This is a genomic window from Hymenobacter sp. B1770, from assembly GCF_049896385.1.
Taxonomy (GTDB): Bacteria; Bacteroidota; Bacteroidia; order Cytophagales; family Hymenobacteraceae; genus Hymenobacter.
Genome location: NZ_JAFCUF010000012.1, coordinates 79511 through 99601, shown reverse-complemented (window position 1 = coordinate 99601; position 20091 = coordinate 79511). Strand labels below are relative to the sequence as shown.

General features: G+C 57.4%; 17 protein-coding genes. 4 read left to right on the top strand and 13 right to left on the bottom strand.

From position 1 onward, the window contains the following. Nucleotides 1-185 precede the first annotated feature (185 nt). Nucleotides 186-338 (bottom strand): hypothetical protein, encoded by a 153-nt coding sequence (locus ACP7AJ_RS19215; protein WP_426061822.1) that lies wholly within the window; start codon nucleotides 336-338, stop codon nucleotides 186-188. Nucleotides 339-1221: 883 nt separating this feature from the next. Here ACP7AJ_RS19215 and ACP7AJ_RS19210 point away from each other — a divergent pair. Further along, nucleotides 1222-2406, top strand: coding sequence for a GDSL-type esterase/lipase family protein (locus tag ACP7AJ_RS19210; protein ID WP_426061821.1), 1185 nt, complete (start codon nucleotides 1222-1224; stop codon nucleotides 2404-2406). 206 nt (nucleotides 2407-2612) lie between these two features. Here the strand turns inward: ACP7AJ_RS19210 and ACP7AJ_RS19205 are convergent, their stop codons facing one another. The 5 genes from ACP7AJ_RS19205 to ACP7AJ_RS19185 all read right to left on the bottom strand — a co-directional run bounded on the left by ACP7AJ_RS19205 (nucleotide 2613) and on the right by ACP7AJ_RS19185 (nucleotide 6595). Further along, nucleotides 2613-3809, bottom strand: a complete 1197-nt coding sequence (locus ACP7AJ_RS19205; RefSeq protein ID WP_426061820.1) for an acyltransferase family protein — start codon at nucleotides 3807-3809, stop codon at nucleotides 2613-2615. An 826-nt stretch (nucleotides 3810-4635) separates the two neighbouring features. Beyond that, entirely contained in the window at nucleotides 4636-5124 is a 489-nt protein-coding gene (locus ACP7AJ_RS19200) for an META domain-containing protein (RefSeq protein ID WP_426061819.1), read from the bottom strand. A 117-nt stretch (nucleotides 5125-5241) separates the two neighbouring features. After that, complete coding sequence (gene eutC, locus ACP7AJ_RS19195; protein WP_426061818.1) at nucleotides 5242-5802, bottom strand: ethanolamine ammonia-lyase subunit EutC; 561 nt, start codon at nucleotides 5800-5802, stop codon at nucleotides 5242-5244. Then, on the bottom strand, nucleotides 5714-5983 hold the full coding sequence (locus tag ACP7AJ_RS19190; RefSeq protein WP_426061817.1) for a hypothetical protein: 270 nt from the start codon (nucleotides 5981-5983) through the stop codon (nucleotides 5714-5716). The genes eutC and ACP7AJ_RS19190 overlap by 89 nt, the downstream gene beginning before the upstream one ends. Before the next feature lie 57 nt (nucleotides 5984-6040). Further along, nucleotides 6041-6595 (bottom strand): NUDIX hydrolase, encoded by a 555-nt coding sequence (locus ACP7AJ_RS19185; protein WP_426061816.1) that lies wholly within the window; start codon nucleotides 6593-6595, stop codon nucleotides 6041-6043. Nucleotides 6596-7131: 536 nt separating this feature from the next. Between ACP7AJ_RS19185 and ACP7AJ_RS19180 the strand changes: the two genes are divergently transcribed. After that, the gene (locus tag ACP7AJ_RS19180) at nucleotides 7132-7644 is read left to right on the top strand and encodes a fasciclin domain-containing protein (protein ID WP_426061855.1); all 513 of its coding nucleotides are present in this window, start codon (nucleotides 7132-7134) and stop codon (nucleotides 7642-7644) included. Between the two features lie 162 nt (nucleotides 7645-7806). On the opposite strand, the gene ACP7AJ_RS19175 is transcribed toward ACP7AJ_RS19180, so the two are convergent. The 3 genes from ACP7AJ_RS19175 to ACP7AJ_RS19165 all read right to left on the bottom strand — a co-directional run bounded on the left by ACP7AJ_RS19175 (nucleotide 7807) and on the right by ACP7AJ_RS19165 (nucleotide 13612). After that, the gene (locus ACP7AJ_RS19175) at nucleotides 7807-9750 is read right to left on the bottom strand and encodes a T9SS type A sorting domain-containing protein (protein WP_426061815.1); all 1944 of its coding nucleotides are present in this window, start codon (nucleotides 9748-9750) and stop codon (nucleotides 7807-7809) included. A gap of 144 nt (nucleotides 9751-9894) precedes the next feature. Continuing rightward, a complete protein-coding gene (locus ACP7AJ_RS19170) occupies nucleotides 9895-10656 on the bottom strand; it encodes a PASTA domain-containing protein (protein ID WP_426061814.1) in 762 nt (253 codons plus the stop codon). Nucleotides 10657-10852: 196 nt separating this feature from the next. Continuing rightward, on the bottom strand, nucleotides 10853-13612 hold the full coding sequence (locus tag ACP7AJ_RS19165; RefSeq protein WP_426061813.1) for a D-alanine--D-alanine ligase family protein: 2760 nt from the start codon (nucleotides 13610-13612) through the stop codon (nucleotides 10853-10855). A gap of 263 nt (nucleotides 13613-13875) precedes the next feature. Between ACP7AJ_RS19165 and ACP7AJ_RS19160 the strand changes: the two genes are divergently transcribed. Beyond that, a complete protein-coding gene (locus ACP7AJ_RS19160; protein WP_426061812.1) occupies nucleotides 13876-15066 on the top strand; it encodes a phosphoglycerate kinase in 1191 nt (396 codons plus the stop codon). Nucleotides 15067-15336: 270 nt separating this feature from the next. Then, entirely contained in the window at nucleotides 15337-16605 is a 1269-nt protein-coding gene (locus ACP7AJ_RS19155) for a cation:proton antiporter (RefSeq protein WP_426061811.1), read from the top strand. A 72-nt stretch (nucleotides 16606-16677) separates the two neighbouring features. On the opposite strand, the gene ACP7AJ_RS19150 is transcribed toward ACP7AJ_RS19155, so the two are convergent. The 4 genes from ACP7AJ_RS19150 to ACP7AJ_RS19135 all read right to left on the bottom strand — a co-directional run bounded on the left by ACP7AJ_RS19150 (nucleotide 16678) and on the right by ACP7AJ_RS19135 (nucleotide 20047). Beyond that, complete coding sequence (locus ACP7AJ_RS19150) at nucleotides 16678-17025, bottom strand: hypothetical protein (protein ID WP_426061810.1); 348 nt, start codon at nucleotides 17023-17025, stop codon at nucleotides 16678-16680. A gap of 97 nt (nucleotides 17026-17122) precedes the next feature. Further along, nucleotides 17123-18040 (bottom strand): MbnP family protein, encoded by a 918-nt coding sequence (locus ACP7AJ_RS19145; protein WP_426061809.1) that lies wholly within the window; start codon nucleotides 18038-18040, stop codon nucleotides 17123-17125. Between the two features lie 45 nt (nucleotides 18041-18085). Further along, a complete protein-coding gene (locus tag ACP7AJ_RS19140) occupies nucleotides 18086-18586 on the bottom strand; it encodes a hypothetical protein (protein WP_426061808.1) in 501 nt (166 codons plus the stop codon). Nucleotides 18587-18871: 285 nt separating this feature from the next. Beyond that, on the bottom strand, nucleotides 18872-20047 hold the full coding sequence (locus ACP7AJ_RS19135; RefSeq protein WP_426061807.1) for a site-2 protease family protein: 1176 nt from the start codon (nucleotides 20045-20047) through the stop codon (nucleotides 18872-18874). Nucleotides 20048-20091: the final 44 nt, after the last annotated feature.

The following is a 20091-nucleotide window of genomic DNA, read 5'->3' as shown; positions in this document are numbered from 1 at the left end:
TGCTGCCAGAAGCTGAGCGCGGGCGGAGGCGTGACCACGAGTGGTGCGGGAACAATTGCTTCCCTCAATGCCCCAACCGAAGGGAGTTGTCCCAATGCACGGTGCTATCGGTAGCAGGTGAGCAACTGTTCCTGGGTCAGTTCAAGCGCATCGTTAAGAGCTCCGTTGTCAGGATAGCCACGCACCTAGGCAAGTTGGTCGGCCTTGAGCCATTGTTTGGGTAAGATACGTAGGCCAGTGTAAATCTTGGACCGCTGGCCATCGAAACTCAGAAACGCGAAAATAGGCGTTGCCTTAGTGGCATTGGGTTCTTTCAGCAGAAACGAGATGGAAGCCATGAAGTAAGGGTGAAGCAGTTTCCAAAACTACGCATTGTCCCCAGTCAGGGGACAACGAGGGGACGAAACTCCCGATTAATCCCGATACTAGCTAGATTGATTTAGACAGACGTCTCGGACAAGATGCCTCCAGGGGGTCATAAGCCCACTTTTTGGGGTGTGCTGAATCTGGCAGCGTAGGTAGGTATGATTCCTAACGTGGCCACTGAAAAACCCTTCTGCAGCTTGTAGAGGGGGTTTTTCTTTATGCATAGAACGGATTGTAGGTTGCTTCTGCTCACTCACTGCGGACGGAACGCCATTCGCGGTATGACGTACCAACTGACAAGCAAGGACCAAGGTCAATGCATGAGCTTGGCGCGCACCAAAAATGCAGGCCCAGCTTCCAAATGAACCCTGAAGAGGCTTGTCGCTGGCTCTGCCTTGGTCGTCGTTGGCCGGATGCTTCTTCTCTGGTCGTTTCTTCTGTCGATACGAACAGGAAGCAAAGCTCATCGATGCCTATGAGAAAGGCCAGTCTTTGCCACTAAACATGCAGGAGAAATGGGTTCTGAGATACTTTTATTAAAGAATATAATCCAATGCTATTGTTGGCTGGTTATCATTAGGCTACAGCCCATGAAATAGCTGTGGTAATGGGTGAAGCAACGCTGAAAGCAGCGAGGTAATGACTCTGCTTGACCAAGTTTACTTATATAAATTATAGCAAAGCAACTATTGTAGGGCATAATAAGTACACTTGGTCCTGAAAGAGGAACGGCCGGCTTAGGTAGCTCGTTGTGAATCATTGACGGGTAACTTATTTATGCGAAAACACGCTACCTCTATTATCGCTCCAAGCACTCGGAGTTCCAGCTTACTTTTAGTAAGCTGCTTGCTGCTGATGCTCTTCGAATTTTTCCCGGCCCTATCGCACGCGCAGGTGCGGATTATGCCTATTGGCAACTCCATCACCCATGGCACCAAGGACTACAATAGCTACCGACGGGCCCTGTGGCATAAGCTGCGAGCGGGAGGTTATAGGGTAGATTTTGTGGGTTCCCAATCCACCAACAAGGATGGCTTTCCCGCACCCAACCCAGACTTTGACCCCGACCACGAAGGACACGCCGGCTGGAAGGCCGATGAGTTATTGCAGAAAATTGGCGGTTGGGCGGCATCTTACCGCCCCGATGTGCTGCTGCTCCACGCCGGCACCAACGACATCCGAATGGGGCAGTCGCCGGCGAGCACCCGCAGCGAACTGGGTGATATTATCGACAAAGTGCGGCAAGCGAACCCCAGTGTTAAGGTGCTGCTCGCCAAAATTATTCCCACCGTTTCGGTAGCGCCCTACGAAAATGACGGCATTCGGCAACTGAATGCCTTGCTGCCTGATTTGGCCAAACAGAAGAACACGGCTCAGTCGCCGGTAGTCATTGTCGACCAATACACCGGCATGAGCATCGTCACTGACATGTACGACGGCATTCATCCAAACCAAGTAGGTGAGGAGAAAATGGCGGTGCGCTGGTACGATGCGCTGCAGCAACTCTTGCCGCCACCCAATCCATTGCCGGTGGAGTTGGTGAAGTTCACTGCCCGGGCGGTGCGGACGGGAGTTCAGCTTGATTGGGCAACGGCAACCGAGCGCAACAATGCCAGCTTTACTGTGGAGCGCAGTGCCACCGGAACGGTCTTTACGGACGTGGGGCAGGTAGCCGGCCACGGCACGAGCAGCAGTCCGCGTTTCTATTCCATGCTCGACGCCCAGGCGCCGGCCGAACCACTGCTCTACTACCGCCTCCGCCAAACCGACCTCGATGGCACCGCTACTTTCTCGGGTGTGGTGAGCGTGGTCCCTCTAACCAACGCTGCGCTGGTGCTAAGCCCAGTGCCTGCTGAGAATCTTCTAGTCGTGAGCGGCTTATTGGCAAATGATGAAATTACTATTTGGAATGCCAGCGGCCAGGTTGTGCAGCGCCAGCCTGCAGCCGTGGCCCCAGTAGAATTGGATGTTTCTCGCCTCCCCGGCGGATTGTATTTCGTGCGGGCTGGCCTGCAGCGGGCACGCTTTATCAAGCTTTAGGTAACCGCGAACAGAAGTCACCCAACAGCAAAAGGCCCGGAAATCAGCTGATTTCCGGGCCCTTTGCTGTTGATAAAACTGTACATTTCAGATGGCTACGCAACAAGGCCGCACGGGATTCCTCAAAAGGCAACAGTTGCTTCGTTGAACTCTATATGGCTGTTCAAGGAGCAACATAACCGCTTAATCGCCACTGTTCACACACTTTAGTGGGCTACTGCTCGCTGTGTTTCCCGCTTCTCATCGGCAGTTGCCAACCGGTTGGTTGCACGGTTGGCCTGCCCACGGGAGTGCTCCGCAGCCATCCCGCTGTCAGACGACTTACTGGGGCCATCCAGGTAGTTCAACAACCTGTTTAACTGCCTGCCCAACAGCTTGCCAAGCGGCTTTTCAACCCAGACTGAAATCAGGTAAGCGGCGAGTAGCATCAGGGCGAGCAAGCCGGCCAGCAGCACGTACCGGTCAAGCAAATGGCTGAATCGGTGAAACACCACGTAGCCAATGTAGCCGTGCAGCAAATAGAGTGGATAAGTGACCGCGCCCAGCTTGGCTAACCATTCCTGCCGTCCAAAGTTGAGTGAGCCAAAGGCGACTAGGCCCACCAGAAAGAAGAACGAGGTAACTACGCTCAGTACTATGGCTTCCTGAACGCCGTGTTCGGCTATGCCGTAGCGGCTGTAGCGCATGGCTAGCAAGTACGCAACCAGCATTAGCGCATAGCGCACCCGGGTGCGCCCGGCTGGCTGCTGCATCAGGTAGAAGAGCATGCCCGCTATGAAATAAGGCGCGTGCTGAGGGAAAAACAGGTAGTGAAAAGCCGTATTGGCCTCGTTTAGATAGGGCGCTACAATCGAGTACCCCAGCAACAACCCAATGGCAAAGTTGATATGGGACATGAGTTTGTAGGAAATCAGCAGAGAGATAAGAAAGTAAAAGCTGATTTCCACCGTGAGCGACCAGTAAGCCTGGTCGACGTTGACCTGCCCCCAGAACTCCTGGAGCATGGTGAGGTTCTGCAGGTATTGAATAGTACCGACGTTGAGAAGCGGGGCCGACAACTCGTTGAGTGGGCCCGTGCCCCAGAAACGAACAACAAGAAACGTGAGGGTGCAGGCAACCCAAAAAGCCGGGTACAACCGCTGAACGCGCGAAACGAAAAACTGGCGCACGGTTTTGCCCTGCGCACTAAGCAGCACTACGTAGCCACTGATGATGAAAAAAAGCTGAACGCCCAGGTAGCCATATCGGGTGACGGGGCTTAGTTCAGGGTAAGCAACGGGACTGAGGTTATCGGCACCGTAGGCCCGGTGGGTGTAGTGATACAACACAACGGCTAAGGCGGCCAGGAATCGGAATAAATCGATTTCGTACTGACGGGAGGGGAGCTTGGCTTCCTGTTCCATACTCGGACTTAAAGCGGTGGGATTTTTTCCGATGGCAAGAGCGGTTGCCATCAAAAATTGAATGGAGAGGCGGGAGACTAAGGCACTTGGGGCCAACCGCTGCCAGCACACATTTGCCTGTAGCTGCCGGAGGGCATCAGCATTGCCCATTCTGAGTTGGCGCCAATCGCCTGTCAAAGAGTGACTTGAGGACGATATTCCTGGCCTTTCCTCTGTGAGCAGCAATTCCCATGCAGGATATGTGCTTGGGCAACGCGACCACTAAAGCAGAGGCTGGTGCAACACGCGGACCACACGCTCAGCCATGAGCAGCGCTAGTCGTAGGAAAATCCAAGGTTGCGGCCAATTATTTCGCTGAAGCTATTTAGCAGGCTGCTAGATAGCCCATACAACACAAGGCAGGCACAGCAGCCAAGCGCAAATAGCACTTGGTCAGGAATTGTCGATGGCCCCACTCATGGGGGAGTAATGAACAGGACGTGGGCTAGACGTAGCAAAATAGGGCGCTATAATGACCGGAAAACCTGACCCTAGACAAGGCTGGGTGGCTAATTCCCAAGTAAGGTACGTACAAAATTCCAGGGACGTTGGCACCTTTTCTAGCTAATTTGTTTTTGGACTTACTGGATAATTATGATATATCTGAAATTCCAGTAAAATATTTCTTACTTGATAATAGAAAAATTAAATTTTTATTCATTATGTGGTTTCCGTAGGCTTTTCCTCCGGTCAAAAAAAGACAAGCTAGGGCTGCTAATGTGGTGTGTTGCCTTTAAAATGCCATAATAATATGGACACCAGCCAAACTTCAAGAGTAGGGGATTGACTATTTTTTGGCTGTCACGGCCCGAAACCGAGCCAATGGTGCCCCCAGAGTGTCGGCGGAGTAGAGGCTGAGAATGTTGCCGCTGATGCGATAATGCTGGGCTTGATTGAGTGCCTGCAGGAAGTTGCCTTCCACGGTCAGGTCGGGGCAGGCGCTGCGGGTGGTAGCCAACGGGCCCAGCCGCAGCTGGCCTACGGCGGGCGCAGTGTAGGGACCCGAAAACTTATTGCAGCCCGCGCGGCCCTCCACCCGGGCGCGGCCTTCTTGCAGCAATAAATAAGGCGTTTGCTCTATTTGGGGAGCCGTTTGGCCAGCCAGTTCGCGGAGTTCCCAGCGCACGTTGCGCAAGGGCGCGGCGGTAGGCGCCGTGTTATCGACGGCCGCCACTACGGGCCTACCTGTGGGGCGCTCGGCCAGGTCGTAGCTGCATGCGGCCGGAACCAGCAGCACCAGCCCGGCGGTCAGTCGGAGACAGGAAGATAGCTTCATGGCAGTTGGTTATAGAAGAAAGCTTGCTCTTGGTTTTACGTAGCCCAGGCAGTTTGGTAGCAAGCCCAAGGGGCACGGCCCTGCCCGAAAGCCTCCCAGGCAGCGAGGAGAGTGGGGTTAGCCTGTCAGCAAATCCGAGTCGTCTTTCAGCTTCACTCCCGATAGTTGGCGGCGCAGTGCTTCCCGCAGCAGAAAGAAAAGCTTAGTCGCAGCTGCGGAATAAGCCAAGCCTTCCGGGCGAATGTTGGAGACGCAATTGCGGGCTTCATCGGTGAGGCCGGGCAGGGGGCCGTAGGTGAAGTAAGCGCCCAGGCTGTTGGGCGCGCTAAGCCCCGGCCGCTCGCCAATAAGCACCAGCGTAAGGCGCGCCTGAAGCAGCTGGCCGATGGCGTCGCCCAGCGCTACCCGCGCCTGCTCAGCCAGAACAATGGGGCCCAGGCGGAAGCCCGCCTCCTGCAACTGAGGCAGCAGCAAGCGCAGCAGGGGCAGGGCGTGCTCGTTGATGGCGGTGGCCGACAAGCCATCGGCCAGGATGATGACAATGTCGCATGCGGTCCATACTTGGTTGGCCAAGTGGGCCCGAGAGGCCTCATCCAACTGGCGGCCCCAGTCCGGGCGCTGCAAATACTCCTGGCGGTTCTGGGCCCGGCCGTAGGTAGCGCACACCGGCCAACACATCGCCGGAGCGCAGCGGCGAGGCCCGCGCCAGCAGCGACTTCAGGTCGGCAAACGTGTAGGTATGGTGGCGGATGACGTGGCGGTAGGGCATAATAAGCAGCTGGCAAAGGATGTTGCTCGATGAATAGGCCGTGGGATGTACAGCAACAAGATACCGAACGGCCAGGGTCCAACCGTGCATGCAATCAACGCCTAGTCAATGCCGCTGCCTAGAAGCGCAGCGGCGTTAAGAGCAACCTTATGGCCGCAAGTGGCGCAAAGCCAGCAAGCACAGCGCCACCGAGCCGGCCACCCGAATGTCGCCGCGCAAAACCATCTCTTCCACCCGGTCCAGCGGAATGGTCACGACTTCTATGGCTTCGGTTTCGTCCAGTGCCTGCGCGGCTACCTGCCGCACGTTGCGGGCCAGGAAATAATGAATAAGATTGGTGTCCTTGGTTGGGTTGTCGCTGACCTGTAATAGGGGCTCTAATGCGTCGGCGGTATAGCCGGTTTCTTCCAGCAGCTCGCGCCGGGCAGCATCGGCCGGTACGATTTCTCCCTCGTCGATGACGCCACCCGGAAGCTCCAGCAACACCTGCCCCAAGCCGTGTTTGTATTGCCGCACGAAGACGACTTGGTTGTCAGCGGTAAGGGGAAAGGTCAGGACCACGTTGGGGCGCACGCTCACAAAGTAGTCGTCGAGGACCTGCCCAGTAGGGAGTTCCACCGTGTCGCGCCGCAGCCGGTACCACCGGTGCTCAAAGACAAGTTCAGAGTGCAGCGTTTTCCAGGGCCTAATTTCTTTCGACATAAACAAGAAGGAGAGCCTGCCAAGATAAACCAAGTTTGCTGCCGAAAGCGGGCAGCGCCGGGATTAATATCAACGATTTGTGAGACAAGGCTGAGGGAAAAAGTGCAGGCTGAACAATGGGCCGAGCAGCCTTTTTTGCCCCTCACAGCACCCCAGTAATTGATGTGAATAGTTGGTTTTTAATCCTTAAGCACCTTCAACCGTATAAAGGCTCCTAACTATTTTTCTCACCCACTCCCACAACCATGAATATTAAGCCATTCCTCGCTACCCTCGCCCTGACCGCCGCTTTCTCCGCGCCCGCCTTCGCTCAAGATGTGAAGACCAAGAGTGACGATGAAAAGACCAAGACCAAGGCCGATGGTATGATGACCAAGACCAAGATGGCCGACGATGGCAAGATGAAGCTCAAAGGCAAGTCGGACGCGGGCGATAAAATGAAGGCCAAAACCAAGCCCCGCAAAGGCAACAAGAATAATAATGCCGATGCGGCCACCAGCGGCAGCATGAACAGCAGCGGCAGCACCAGTGGCGGCATGAACGCCAATGGCATGAACAACGCCACCTCGGGTGCCTCCACGAGCGGTGGCGTAATGGTGGGCGGTGCCATGATGACTCCCAACAAGGACATCGTCGACAACGCCGCCGGCAGTTCCGACCACACCACCCTGGTAACCGCCGTGAAAGCTGCTGGCTTGGTAGAAACGTTGAAAGGCGCCGGTCCCTTCACCGTATTCGCCCCCTCCAACTCAGCGTTTGACAAGCTCCCCGCCGGCACAGTGAACTCCCTGGTGACTCCCGAAATGAAGCCGACCCTCACCAAAGTGCTGACCTACCACGTGGTGCCCGGCCGCCTCACGGCCGCCAACCTCACCTCGGGCCAGGTGCTCACCACCGTGCAGGGCGAGCAGCTGACCGTGACGAAAAATGGCAACGACGTGATGATTCGTGATGCTAAAGGTGGTACGGCCCGCGTGACCATTGCCGACGTAGTTTCCAGCAACGGTGTAACCCACGTTATCGACACCGTGCTCATGCCTGCTAAGTAATTGGCAAAGCATTGATAGAAATCCCGGGCGCCTCGTTGCACGTGGCATTTTCGGAGTTATCTAGCTGCTCACTTCGTGAATCTATTTCCAAAAAAAGACCCGACAGGATACTGGCGGGTCTTTTTTGTGAGCCGTAATTGTATCGCCTGAGGTTTCTCCAAGCTACTCCAGCAGTAGCCGTCGGCCAATGGTGCGGCCGTTGGCTAGCGAAAGCTGCACGGTATAAACGCCAGCTGGCAACGAAGGCAGCACGAGGGTGGCCTGGCCTGCTTGCGCGGCGGGCTGCTCCCACACGCGGCGCCCCACGGCATCGAGCACGGTGGCGCGGGCAAAGGCAGGCCCGGCTATGCTGACGGTGCCCCGCGCCGGGTTGGGGTATAGGCTGTAGGCACCGGCGTTGCGGCCGGCCGCCGTAGCCGTGACAACGGTGTTGCTCATCACCGGCCGCATCATGAGGGCGCCACGGCGGATGGGGTCGGCCGGAAAGAAGTTTACCGAGCTCCAGTTGCCGGTGTTATCACGCCGCACCAGGTAGCCGTCCGGAAACGTGTTGTTCAGGTCGAGGCCGTAGTGCAGGTCGCGGCCTTGCGAGGGCTGGGAGTAGCCCACGAAAAACGTCCCGGTCACGGGCACCGGCAAGTCAAACGTGATTTCAAAATACTGGAAGCCCGCGGGCAGGGGGTTGGGGATGGTGGCCGTTTTGGTGGCAAGGGGAGTGCTGGCGGGCAGGCCCCCGTTATTGCCCCAAACCGTGATGGTGACCGACCGACTGCCCGCGTCCGAGGCCGTGAACACGGGGTACATGCGCAACGCCCGCACATGGTCGGGCTGGTTCAGGTCGATTCGGTACGCAAAGGCCGAAGCCTGGCCCGTGGAGTAGGGCACGAGCTGGGTAATATTTTCTGCGGTGCCGTCGTCGTAGGCGAAGTAGTTGTTGAGCTCCACGTCGCGGAAAATGGTGTCGTTGGCCAACGTGCGCGGGTTGGACTCCTGGGTGTTGAGGGCGAGGGTGTAGCGGAGCGTTTTGGGGTTGGGCGTAATGGGCACGGCTACACGGCTGGCCGCTCCGGTCACGCTGTCCTGCCGCGGATTTACCGGCAGGGGGCGGCTGATTTGTAGCCAGGTGCCAAGGGAAGCTCCCGAGGGGAGTTCGCGCACGGTACCGGTCACATCGATGGGAATGGGCAGCAGGCCGGCATTGAGGTTGCTGAGGTTCACCCCCAGACGGGGGTTCAGCTCGCTGGCGGGGGGCGAAGCAGCATTGAATTGCCACACCGGCATGGCCGTGTAGCGGCGCAAGGGGCTGCGCAAGCCACCTGACGGGATACCGCCGCGCAAGCCGGCACTGGTAGCAATGTCCACAAAGGTGGTGTCAGCCAGTCCGCGGGTACGGCCGCGGTCGAGCACCACGTAGTCCACGCTCCACGCATCGCTGTTGTCCGAGCGGTTGCCGCTGGCCACAAACCGAAACTGAAAGTCGCTGTGCAGGAACCTGGTCTGGTTCAAGTCGACGACTTGCTGCCGAAAAGCCGTGCGCTGGCCCAGACTTCGATAAGACCACACTAACTCCCAAGTGCCCGTAGCCGTTTTGGCGAATAGCTCCAGGCGCACCCGGTTGTTATTGATGTCGCGGTTGGGCGCGCCCACAATGCTGCCGGCCTGCCAGCCAAAGCTCAGGTATACCTGGTCGTTCACGGTCAGGCCTCTCAGGTTGATGGGCTGCGATGTCAGCGAGTCGATGCTCCCATAGGAACCCGTAACTAGCCCGCTGTAGCTCTGGCCATTGGCCCGCAGGCCGTCGAGGGTGGCGGCACCACGGGTAAGGGGCGCCACAGCCAGCCGGTTGCTTACCAACGCGCCACCGGAGGGCAGCCAGTTTTGCGCCCTCGGAGTGCCTTCAAGGGGCGAGGTAAAATCATCGAAGAACGGCAGCGCAAGTGCGGCCGTGCCCCGGCGGGCCAGCTGCAGGTCGGCCCTGGTAGGGGCAAAAGCGGCACGGGCTGGGTCAGCGGCAAGGGGCAGGGCTACCTGGGCCGAAGCCGCGCCACCGGTCAGCAGCAGGGAAGGCAGCAGCCAGTGGCAATACGAGCGGAAGGGTGTCATCATAGAAACAGGCTTTGTGAACCTAACGGCGGCAGTGATGAAAAAAGTGCAGAAGCACCAAGCGGTGCTTTGTGCCCAGGGCCGCAACAACCATTTCTGGCCGGCATCTGGACGCAAAGCACCGCTTGGTGCGTTTGGGGTACGAAATTATTTGGCTACCCAGATGTCCACCAGCTGGCCCATCCGGATGGTGGCGTCGGGGCCGGCCACTGGGCGCTGGCGCACCACCGTGCCGGGCACCTGGCCGTCTTCGGCGGCTTGCTCAAACACTTCGCCTTTTTGCAGGCCCTGGCCCACGAGCAGGGTGATGGCCTCGTCTTCGGGCATGTTCACGAGGTTGGGCACGGCAAAGGTCTGGTTGCCCTGGCCGTCGCCAACTACCAGGTCTACCTTGGTGCCTTTGGCAATGGGGGCACCGGGCGCTATTTCCTTGCCATTCACCAGCTGCTTGAGCACGGCATTCTGGGCCAGGTCGGGCACCAGCTGAATCTGGCCCACCACCAGGTCGTAGCTCTTGAGAATGAGCATGGCATTTTTTGCGGAGCCATCGGTGAGCTTAGGCATTTTAATCACAGGCGGGTTTTTCATGCTCACCTGCAAGTAAATCTTGCGGCCTTCTTTCACTTTTTCGCCCGGCGCGGGGTCCTGCACCAGCACCGTAAACGGCCGGATGTTGGCGCTGTAGCTGGAGTCGTCCACGAAGTAGGCCAGCTTCCGCTCTTCCAGGTAGTTCTCCAGGTCGGCTACGTTCATGCCCGTCACTTTGGGCACCGTAATGGTCTCGCCGTGGTGGGTGCTCATGGGCAGGTACACGTAGAAAAAACCCAGCACCAACACCGCCCCCGCCAGCGCAATGAGAAGCAGGTGCTTGATAACGTCGAGCGCGCTGTTAGCAGAAAAGAATGACATGTGGAAGGAAACGATTTTATGATGTTAAGAACAAAAAACTCCCCTCCTTGATAAGGAGGGGACATTTTCGCGAAGCGGAAATTGGGGTGGTTGAAGTCGTTGCACGATGCCATAACAACTCTTAGCAGCATCGTTCGGGTGTCGTGCAACGAATCCAACCACCCCCGTCCGAGCCTGTGGCTCAAACATCCCCTCCTTATCCAAGGAGGGGAGTTGGGGTTTGAGTTGACCGTTTTACCCGCGCCTTGCCAAACTCCAGAATCCGGTCGATAAACTGGTAGGGCGTGTAGCCGGCCAGGGCCGTTTGGTGGAAAATGCAGGTGGCCGGCGTCATGCCAGGCAGCGAATTCACCTCAATAATCAGCACTTCCACACCGCCCCCGGCGCGCACCCGCACAAAAGCATCGATGCGGGCGTAGCCCTGAATGTCGAGTACCTCGGCCACGCGGCGCAGCACAGCTTTCACCTCGTTGGAGATGCGCTGGCGCTCGGCAGGGTCCACGTCGTAGCGGGCCGGGGTGATGTTCTGGCCTTCGCCGGCGAGAAACTTCTCCTCCAAGCTTAGCACCTCGCCCGTGGCTAGGGCTTCGCTGGCTTCGAAAACTTCGATGTCAAGCTGTCCTTCCGTATCGTACGACGTGAGCAGACCACCCGTAATTTCCAGGAAGTGCGCCGCGCCATCGCGGCTAATCAGCGTTTCGACCAGGAAGGCATCCTTGCGCGGAAATTCTTCCTTAAAGCCCAGCTGCAACACCTCGGCCGGGGCCGGCGTCAGGTCTTCTTCGGTGCGGAAAATGAGCTGGCTGAAAGCTTCCAGCTCCGCACGGTTCTTGATTTTCTTCACCGCCGAAGAGCAGCCGTCGTCGGCAGGCTTGGCAATGAAGGGGTAGGGGAACTGGGTTTCGAGTGAGCGATAGAAGCTTTCGGCATCGGCCTGCCACTCCAGCTTGTTGGCCATGCGGTGTTCGGCCACCCGCAGACCTGCTTCACGCAGGCGCTTGTTGGTTTCGAACTTGTTGATGGTGATGCTGCTGCTGGCCACGCCCGAGCCGTTGTAGGGCAGGTTGTATTTCTCCAGCTGCTGCTGCAAGGCACCGTCCTCGCCGGGCCGGCCGTGCAGAGCAATAAACACTTCGTCGGCCAGGTGGGCCAGCTCTTCAAACGAAATACGCCGCGGCAGCGCCAGCGCCTGTCCGGCGTAGGTGCTGGTAATTACGCTGGCCTCGCGGCGAATACGCTCCAGAATGGGGTGCGCAGCCTCGCCGGCTTCGGCGTGCTCAATCTTCTCGCGAATGTCGTCGGCGTTGTCCTTCAGCATCACGTTCACGGGCAGCACGTAGAGGCGGTGCTCCTCGGCCGAGCCAGTGAGAAACACCGGCACCGGGGCATACTTCGCCGAGGAGCTGAGCTTCTCGTAAATATTGCGCCCGCTTTCTACCGAAATGTGGCGCTCCGACGAGTAGCCGCCCATAATAACGGCCACACGGATGCGCTCAGTAGCCTCGTGCTGCCGGCCGGCCACGGCTTCATCGAGCTTGGCGAGCAGTTGCGCCAGCTTCACCGGACGCAGGCCGGCCCGCCGCCGCGCCGCTAGCGAAGTACGAATCAGGTAAGTCAGAAACTGCGAGGGGTTGAGCCCGATTTCTGCCGCCTGATGGAAAAAGAACGACGCCGGCAGCATGCCCGAAGTCGTGTTCGGGTCATTCAGAAATAAGCGCCCATCGTGGCCCACAAAGCCATCCAGGCGCGCGTACACTTGGAAGCCAAACGTGCGGAACATCTCCTCGCAAGCCTCCCGAATCTCCTGGATTTTAGTTTCGGGCAAATCAATAGGAGTGATTTTGCGGGCCAGGCCGGGCAGGTACTTCGAGCGGTAGTCGAACAGCTCGTCGCCCTTCACAATCTCGGTGGGGGGCAGCGCCAAGGGCAGGCCGTTAGGGTCCTCCACCACAATGCAGCTGAACTCGCGGCCCGCCACAAAGCTTTCTATCAGCACCTGGGTTTCGCCGTCCACGTTGGTCAGGCGCACTTGCTCCGCGGTCTCCAGGCGCTCAGTTAGTGCCGAGAGCAGGGCTTCGGGGTGGTAAATGGTTACTTGCTGTTCGTCGTCGGCGGTCAGGGCGCTGCCATCACCTGACAATGGATAACTTTCAATTACCACTGGCAAGCCAATGCCTTCGCGGATATCGGTGAGGTGCTGCACCCAGGCCAGCTTGTCCTGCTCGCCCAAGCGCTGCCACAACTCGCGGGTTACGATTTTACGAAACAGGCTGCGCTCAATAGCCGCCTCAAACTTGGGCAGGTCGTCCGTTTTCAGGATGCTTACCCCAATGCTGGACCCTTGGCGCGGCGCCTTCAGCACCAGCGGCAAGCCCAACTCGCGCACCAGGTAGCTCAGCGTGGCGGCATGGTCGGTCGTGTCCCACTCCTCGGCCTTGATAACGCGGAAGGCGGGCGTGGGCCGTCCCAGCGCGTGCAGCAGGTTCTTCTGGGCTACCTTGTCGATGCCGAATGCGGAGGGCAATATGCCCGACCCCGAGTAGGGGATGCCCAGCCACTCCAGCACGCCCTGAATGGCGCCGTCTTCGCCACCCGGCCCGTGCAGGGCCAGAAAGGCGAAGTCCATAAGCCGCGGCAATTCCTCCAGGGGCACTTGCCGGCCTACTTTCCCAATGGCCTCCTGCTTCTGCTCGTCGCTCAGCTCGCCCAGGCTTTCAATGTAGACCTGCAAGTGATGCAGCGAGGGCGCCTGCGCCGACACCGGCGGGTAGAAGTCCCGAATGGTGCCCTTGTAGATATACTGCCAGTCAAGCAAAATGAACTGCCCGAGGCTATCCACGAAGATGGGCACTGGCTGAAACAGAGCCTTGTCTAAATTATCGAATACGGTGCGGCCGCCAGCAAAGGAAATTTCCCGCTCGCGCGAAGTGCCTCCGAAAAAAATGCCAATTTTCATAAGTAGTGCAAAGGTAAGGGAGGTAATGGGGGAGTTGAGCGAAAACTCCCCTCCTCAGATGAGGAGGGGCTGCTAAGCCGCAAGGCTTAGCTGGGGTGGTTGAAGTCATTGAACGACACCAGAACAACTTGCATAGGAATCGTTCGGCCATCGTTCAACGACTTCAACCACCCCAGCTGGCGCGTCGCGCCAGCATCCCCTCCTTGCCAAGGAGGGGAGTTGTCGTGCTACTTTGCAGCCTCAAACTTCCTCCCAATCCTCTCATGAACACCCTCGATACCTATAATTTTGCCGACAAGCGGGCCGTAATGCGCGTCGATTTCAACGTGCCGCTCGATAAAGACCTAAACATTACCGACGACACGCGCATTCGCATGGCCACCCGTTCGGTGATGAAAATCCTCAACGATGGCGGCTCGGTGGTATTGCTTTCGCACCTGGGCCGGCCCAAGGGCGGCTATGAGAAGAAATTTTCCCTCGAAAGCCTGGTGGCCCGCCTCACTCAAGAGTACGGCCGCGAAGTGCAATGGGGCGGCGATGTGCTGGGCGACGAGGCCGCGCAGAAAGCCGAGGCCCTACAGCCCGGTCAGGTACTCCTCCTCGATAACGTTCGCTTTTATAAGGAAGAAGAAGGCGGCGACCAGGAATTTGCCGCCAAGCTGGCCAAGCTGGGCACCGTGTACGTGAACGATGCCTTCGGCACCGCGCACCGGGCCCACGCCTCCACGGCTGTCATGGCCAACTCGTTTGCTGCCCAGGACCGGGTAGGCGGCTACCTGCTCCAGTCGGAGCTCGACAACGCCAAGAAAGTGCTGGAAGAAGCCGAACGGCCCTTCACCGCCATTATGGGCGGCGCCAAGATTTCCGACAAGATTCTCATCATCGAAAAGCTGTTGGATAAGGTTGACAACCTGCTCATTGGCGGCGGCATGGCCTATACCTTCGCCGTGGCCCAGGGCGGCAAAGTTGGCAGCTCGCTCCTCGAAGCCGACAAGGTGGACCTGGCCCGCGAGCTCATCCAGAAAGCCAAGGAAAAAGGCGTAAACCTGGTGCTCCCCACCGACTCGCTCATTGCCAATAAGTTTGCCAACGACGCCGAAACGAAGGAAGCCCCCAATACCGACATTCCCGAAGGGTGGATGGGCCTCGACCTCGGTCCCGAGAGCCGCGAAGCCTTCACGGCCATCATCCGGGACAGCAAAACCATTCTGTGGAACGGCCCAATGGGCGTGTTCGAAATGAGCAACTTTGCCAAAGGCACCGAGCAGGTGGCGCATGCCATTGCCGAAGCCACGGCCAAGGGCGCCTATTCGCTCATCGGCGGCGGCGACTCGGCGGCGGCCGTGCAGCAGCTCGGCTTCGGCGAGCAGGTGAGCTACATCAGCACCGGCGGCGGCGCCCTGCTAGAGTACATGGAAGGCAAAGAACTGCCCGGCGTGGTAGCGCTGGGCTAAGCCCTTGCTTTGTAGTTGACTGCTAAGAAGGCCCCGACTAGTTGCTAGCCGGGGCCTTTCTATATGCGATGATGCATTGAATGCCTGTGATAGAAATACGCCGTTGGCTGGTCGTCACTCGTCACTCAAGTTCAGCCCTGTAGTGGGCCTGAGCCGGCTTTTTCGTGCGAAACGTGTGCTGCTACGTATGAGGGTCGAAGCAAAGGAAGTTCAGCCCAGCAGTTGGGCTTGAAATGTACCTTGCGCCCCCAAACTTCTTCTTTTCCGCCTATGCATCTATACAGTGTCCTTTCTTTGCTTATGGTCGTTGCTGCGGCCTTTGCCTATGTCAATTTCAAATTCTTAAAGTTGCCCAGTACCATCGGTCTGATGGTGCTGGGGCTGGCTTCCTCGTTGGTAGTCGTATTCCTAGGCCAGTTAGGGGTGGGGTGGGTAATGAACGTGGGCGAGTTGGTGCGCAGCGTCGATTTCAGTGCCCTGCTCATGCAGGTAATGCTGAGTTTCCTGCTATTCGCCGGCGCCTTGCACACCGACATTCAGGCCCTGGGCCAAGAAAAGGGCGCCGTGGCCACGCTCGCCACGGCCGGCACTGTGCTCTCGACGATGCTGGTGGCTGGTGCCATGTACGTGCTGCTGCCACTGGTAGGGCTGGGCTTGCCAATCATCGATTGCCTGCTGTTCGGCGCCTTGATTTCGCCCACCGACCCTATCGCCGTTCTCGGTATTCTTCGCAAAGCCCGCATCCCGCCACAACTCGAAATTCGCGTTGTGGGCGAATCGCTGTTCAACGACGGCGTGGGTGTAGTCGTGTTCATCAGCCTGCTGCAGGTAGCCCGTCAGGGCATGGAAAGCATGAGCGGCCCTGAGTTAATAGGATTATTTGCCCGCGAAGCCGTTGGGGGCATTGCCCTGGGCGCCATTTTGGGCTATGTAGGCTACCGTTTGCTAAAGTCCATCGACCAATACCAGGTGGAAGTGCTCATCACCCTGGCCCTCGTTATGGGTGGTACTGCTCTGGCCGAAGCCCTGCACACCTCGGGCCCCCTGGCCATGGTGGCCGCCGGGCTGGTGGTTGGCACCCAAGGCCGCCGCTTGGGCATGTCCGACGTGACCCGGGAATACCTCGACAAGTTCTGGGAGCTCATCGACGAGGTATTGAACGCCCTCCTGTTTGTGCTGATAGGGCTGGAAATGCTGGTGCTGCGCTTCGAGAAAATGTATCTGGCCGTTGGCATGGCGGCCGTGCTGGTAGTGCTGGCGGCGCGGGCACTGTCGGTGGCAGTGCCGCTGGCCTTACTACCTCCACGCGTGCGCTACGGTCGCAGCGGCTTGGCCATCCTCACCTGGGGCGGGCTGCGCGGGGGCATTTCAGTGGCACTGGCTCTGTCGTTGCCCACTACCCTGGCCTCGCGCGATTTGCTGGTGGCCGTCACCTACGTGGTGGTAGTGTTCTCCATTCTGGTGCAGGGCCTCACCATTGGCAAACTGGTGGAGCGGCTGGGCCTGGCAGGGCAGGGCCCCGCTCAGGCTCATCATTAAACGGCGCATTTCCTGCCAAGCAAAAGCCCCACCTGCGTGCAGGTGGGGCTTTTGCTTGCGCCGAAGTTTCGGCTACACATTTTCTTCCAGCGTCTTTAGCAGTTGGTCGGCAGCCTTTTCAATGTCGGTGTAGCCTTGCTGCGCGGCGCGCTCCTTGGCTGCAATAAGCCCATCGCGGTGCACCGACTTGAAGTCACCGTAGGGGAATTTGTAGCGGCCCTTGGTGTCTTCGCCTTTGCTCGTATCAATGCCAAGGTGCCAGTTACCGTATTCCTGGATTTCATGCTCCTCTAAGAAAGCATTTTCTTCTGCCGTATTAGGGTTGTGCTCGCCCCAGTGGCCTTCATCATTCTTTATGTTACCGTCGCGAATGAGGCGCTTGGCATAAATAACGGCCTGCGGGTTCAGGGAAATGCTCATTGTCAAAGGGGTTGGTGTCCGGATAGGTACGACGCCAACGTACTTGGGTTCCCAAAGCGCAGCTTTCCCACTGCCAGTGGCCTAGCCCAACCAAGCCCTAATTGGAGTCAATGCGCGCAACCGAGAACATGCCCGCTGCCACGTTATCGGCAAGTTTTGCTACCGCCGGACCACTCATTTTATTATACACAGTGCTAAAGTCCACCGGATTCAGAAACGGCTGACTCGGCATAGTCGTGTTCGGCCCCGTAAACAGTTTGGCAACATCCACTTGCAGGTAAACTTCAGGCCAGTGATTTGCCCGCACAGGCAACTGGGCAGCGCCAAAGGGGAGCGCCACGGTGCGAATGGTGTTGTTTGCTGCTCCCTTGTGGCCGGCAATGTGAAAAACCAGACCCGTAGTAGGTGACTGTGGCGAACGCCCCTCCAGCTTCATGTTGATGAACTCTGGCCCATTCATGTCCCAGAACATGCCGTTGTTGGCATTGAGTACGCCCGTAAAACCGCCTGCTTTTGTCCGGACACTGTCTACGCCCATCGTAAATGCAATGCCCGTATAGTCACCCGCAGGAATTCCCAAGAGCTTCAGCTTTTGCGAAGCAGGCGTTGAATGGTCCACCAAAAAGTAACTATCAGGTACCGAGTAAGTGGAGTTATCGGCTTTGAGCAGCTTCACATTCGAGATGTAATACTTAAACGTGCTCACGGTGAAATCATCGCCGTTAGCATTCTTGTAAGTGTTTACATTAAGCACCAAAGGGCTAAAAGTGGTGCTGTTAGCACCGCTGGTCGTGCTCACCCCATGGTCCATGCTCACGGCCAATTCGCCCGTTTCAGAATCAGGGCGCGCCGGGTTCTTTTTACAACTGCTAAGGCCAAGCAAAACCAGCATCATCACTTTGAAGAAATCGGAGAGGGGCGAGTGTTTCATCAAGAAAGAATAGATGCCAATATGCGTTGGAAAAATGCGAGCGCATACCGCCCAGCCAGTCATAAACAAACCTTGCCCGGCCATTGAAATAATGCGGGAACAACGACTTCTAAATCGGCAGGTGACCCACTAATTTAAATACGGCGACTCCAACTCCTGCCCCATACTCTTAAGCGTGTCAGAAGTACGCCGGCCCGTTAGGCGTGTGCTAAGCGCTTGCGCTTCGCGGGCGCTCAGCACCTCCAGTTCGTGTAGCCAGGCCAGCCGTCGCAGTTGCGGCTCAATAAAACCTAGCGGGTTCACTTGGCCATACTCTTTGCGCAAGTAGGTTTTGGTACGACGTTCCAGCTCCATTACCAGCGTCCGGAACTGCTTGCGCTGCCAGGGGCGGCCAGCTAGGGTCACGGCCAGGTGAGCAGTCTGCAGCCGGAAGGTGCACCACTGTTGCTCAAAGCGTATCCAGATGGCCAGCATATTAATGCCAACTATCAGCCACCAGGAATACATCTGAAACCCCGTCTGGCCAGTAGTCAGCCACTCCTGCCAAGGGCTATAGCCCAGGAAACCTAGCAGTAGCCCCGTAAGAATAAGCTGATTTGTAGGGATATGGCGGTGTTCGCTCGCCTTCACAGGCAGAATTTCTTCGTACGGAACTTCAGTTTCGAGCGTCGCAACTCCTTGTGGGTTGCGTTTACATATATAAAGGCTTTCTGCGCGTAAAGCAATGTGCGTAGTGCCCAGAAAAAGCTGCTTTTGGGTAAATATCATTCCAGAAAGAGCGGCAAAAGCCGACGCTGCGGCAGAAAATTAAAAGGTGGCGCATGGTTCAACCAACGCCAAGAAGTGCAGATACATGGTCCCTAGCCTCACGCCTCACAGACAAATGGCCGCGCAGGCAGGAGCATGCTCCACAACTCATTTAAACGGACTTGGGGTAAAGCACACCACAAAAATAACCACCATTACCCAGCCTAGTACTTTGCGGCCCGCGCTCAGTGGCCGTTCATCCGGTGCCGGCGGATGATAAATTCCGGTAAGCCGTCCCAGTAATAGACCAAAAAACAGCCACCCCGGATTACCCATGACGGTTGGCGCCGCTATCGTAAAGGCCAGTTGCGCGGCCCAAATGCTTGCCCCCAGCAATAGCCCCTGTCGCGGCGTTGGCAGCACCCGCCAAAATATTATTCCCAGATACAACGCATAAACCGGCCCTCCATACAGCCATTGCTGCCAGCCGCTCTCAAAAGTGAACATGCCCAGCCCAGCATAGAAAATAAACCCTACGAATAGCGCCAGTGCCATTCGATTGAAGCGTCGGCGGCCTAATAATCCATACAGAATGTGCCCACCATCAAGCTGCCCCATTGGCAGCAGATTAAGCGCCGTGAAGAACAAGCTAAGCGCACCAGCCAACAACACGGGGTAATGCAGCAGCTCATTAGCATGTGGCAGCAGGGCCGGGTCGGCCACAGTAGCTTCAAGAAACTGGTACAACAACGGTTTTACCAGGGTGATGCCCTGTTCTCCGGGAGGATAAACATAATGAGTGTAGTCTGCTCCGTACTGTGCGTATTCTGGGTGAATCTTAAATAAATAATCTTCTAGAGGAGGCAAATGCGTGAAGCCATAAAGCAGCAACGGCACCGCAGCCAGAAACCCAGCCAACGGGCCCGCCAGCCCAATGTCAAAAAACTCACGTCGCGAAAAAATCCGCTCCTTGATTCGGATTATTGCCCCGAACGTGCCCCACCCCATGGGAAAAGGAATGTAATACGGCAATGACGTGCGGACTTTATTTCGCCGGGCCGTAAAGTAGTGCCCAAATTCATGGACTGTCAACACACCCAAAAAAGGCAGGGCAAACCACAAACCTCTCTTCACTTCCTCGCTGAGTGCGGCCCCCCGCAGCTCAAACACGTCGAGCGGCAGAAAGCCAATGTCTCCCCGTGTTAATTGCACCCCCGCCAGTGTGGTAGTAACAAGCGTTATCAGGAACAAGAGGATATGAACCGAATACGTATAGCCCGCTGATGGCTCGGGACGTTCAAATCGTCGGAAAAGCTGACGGGCCCGCGCGCGTTCACCTTGCATCCAAGCTGGGCGGGAAGCAAGGGGCGAGGGTATGCGCTCAGTTT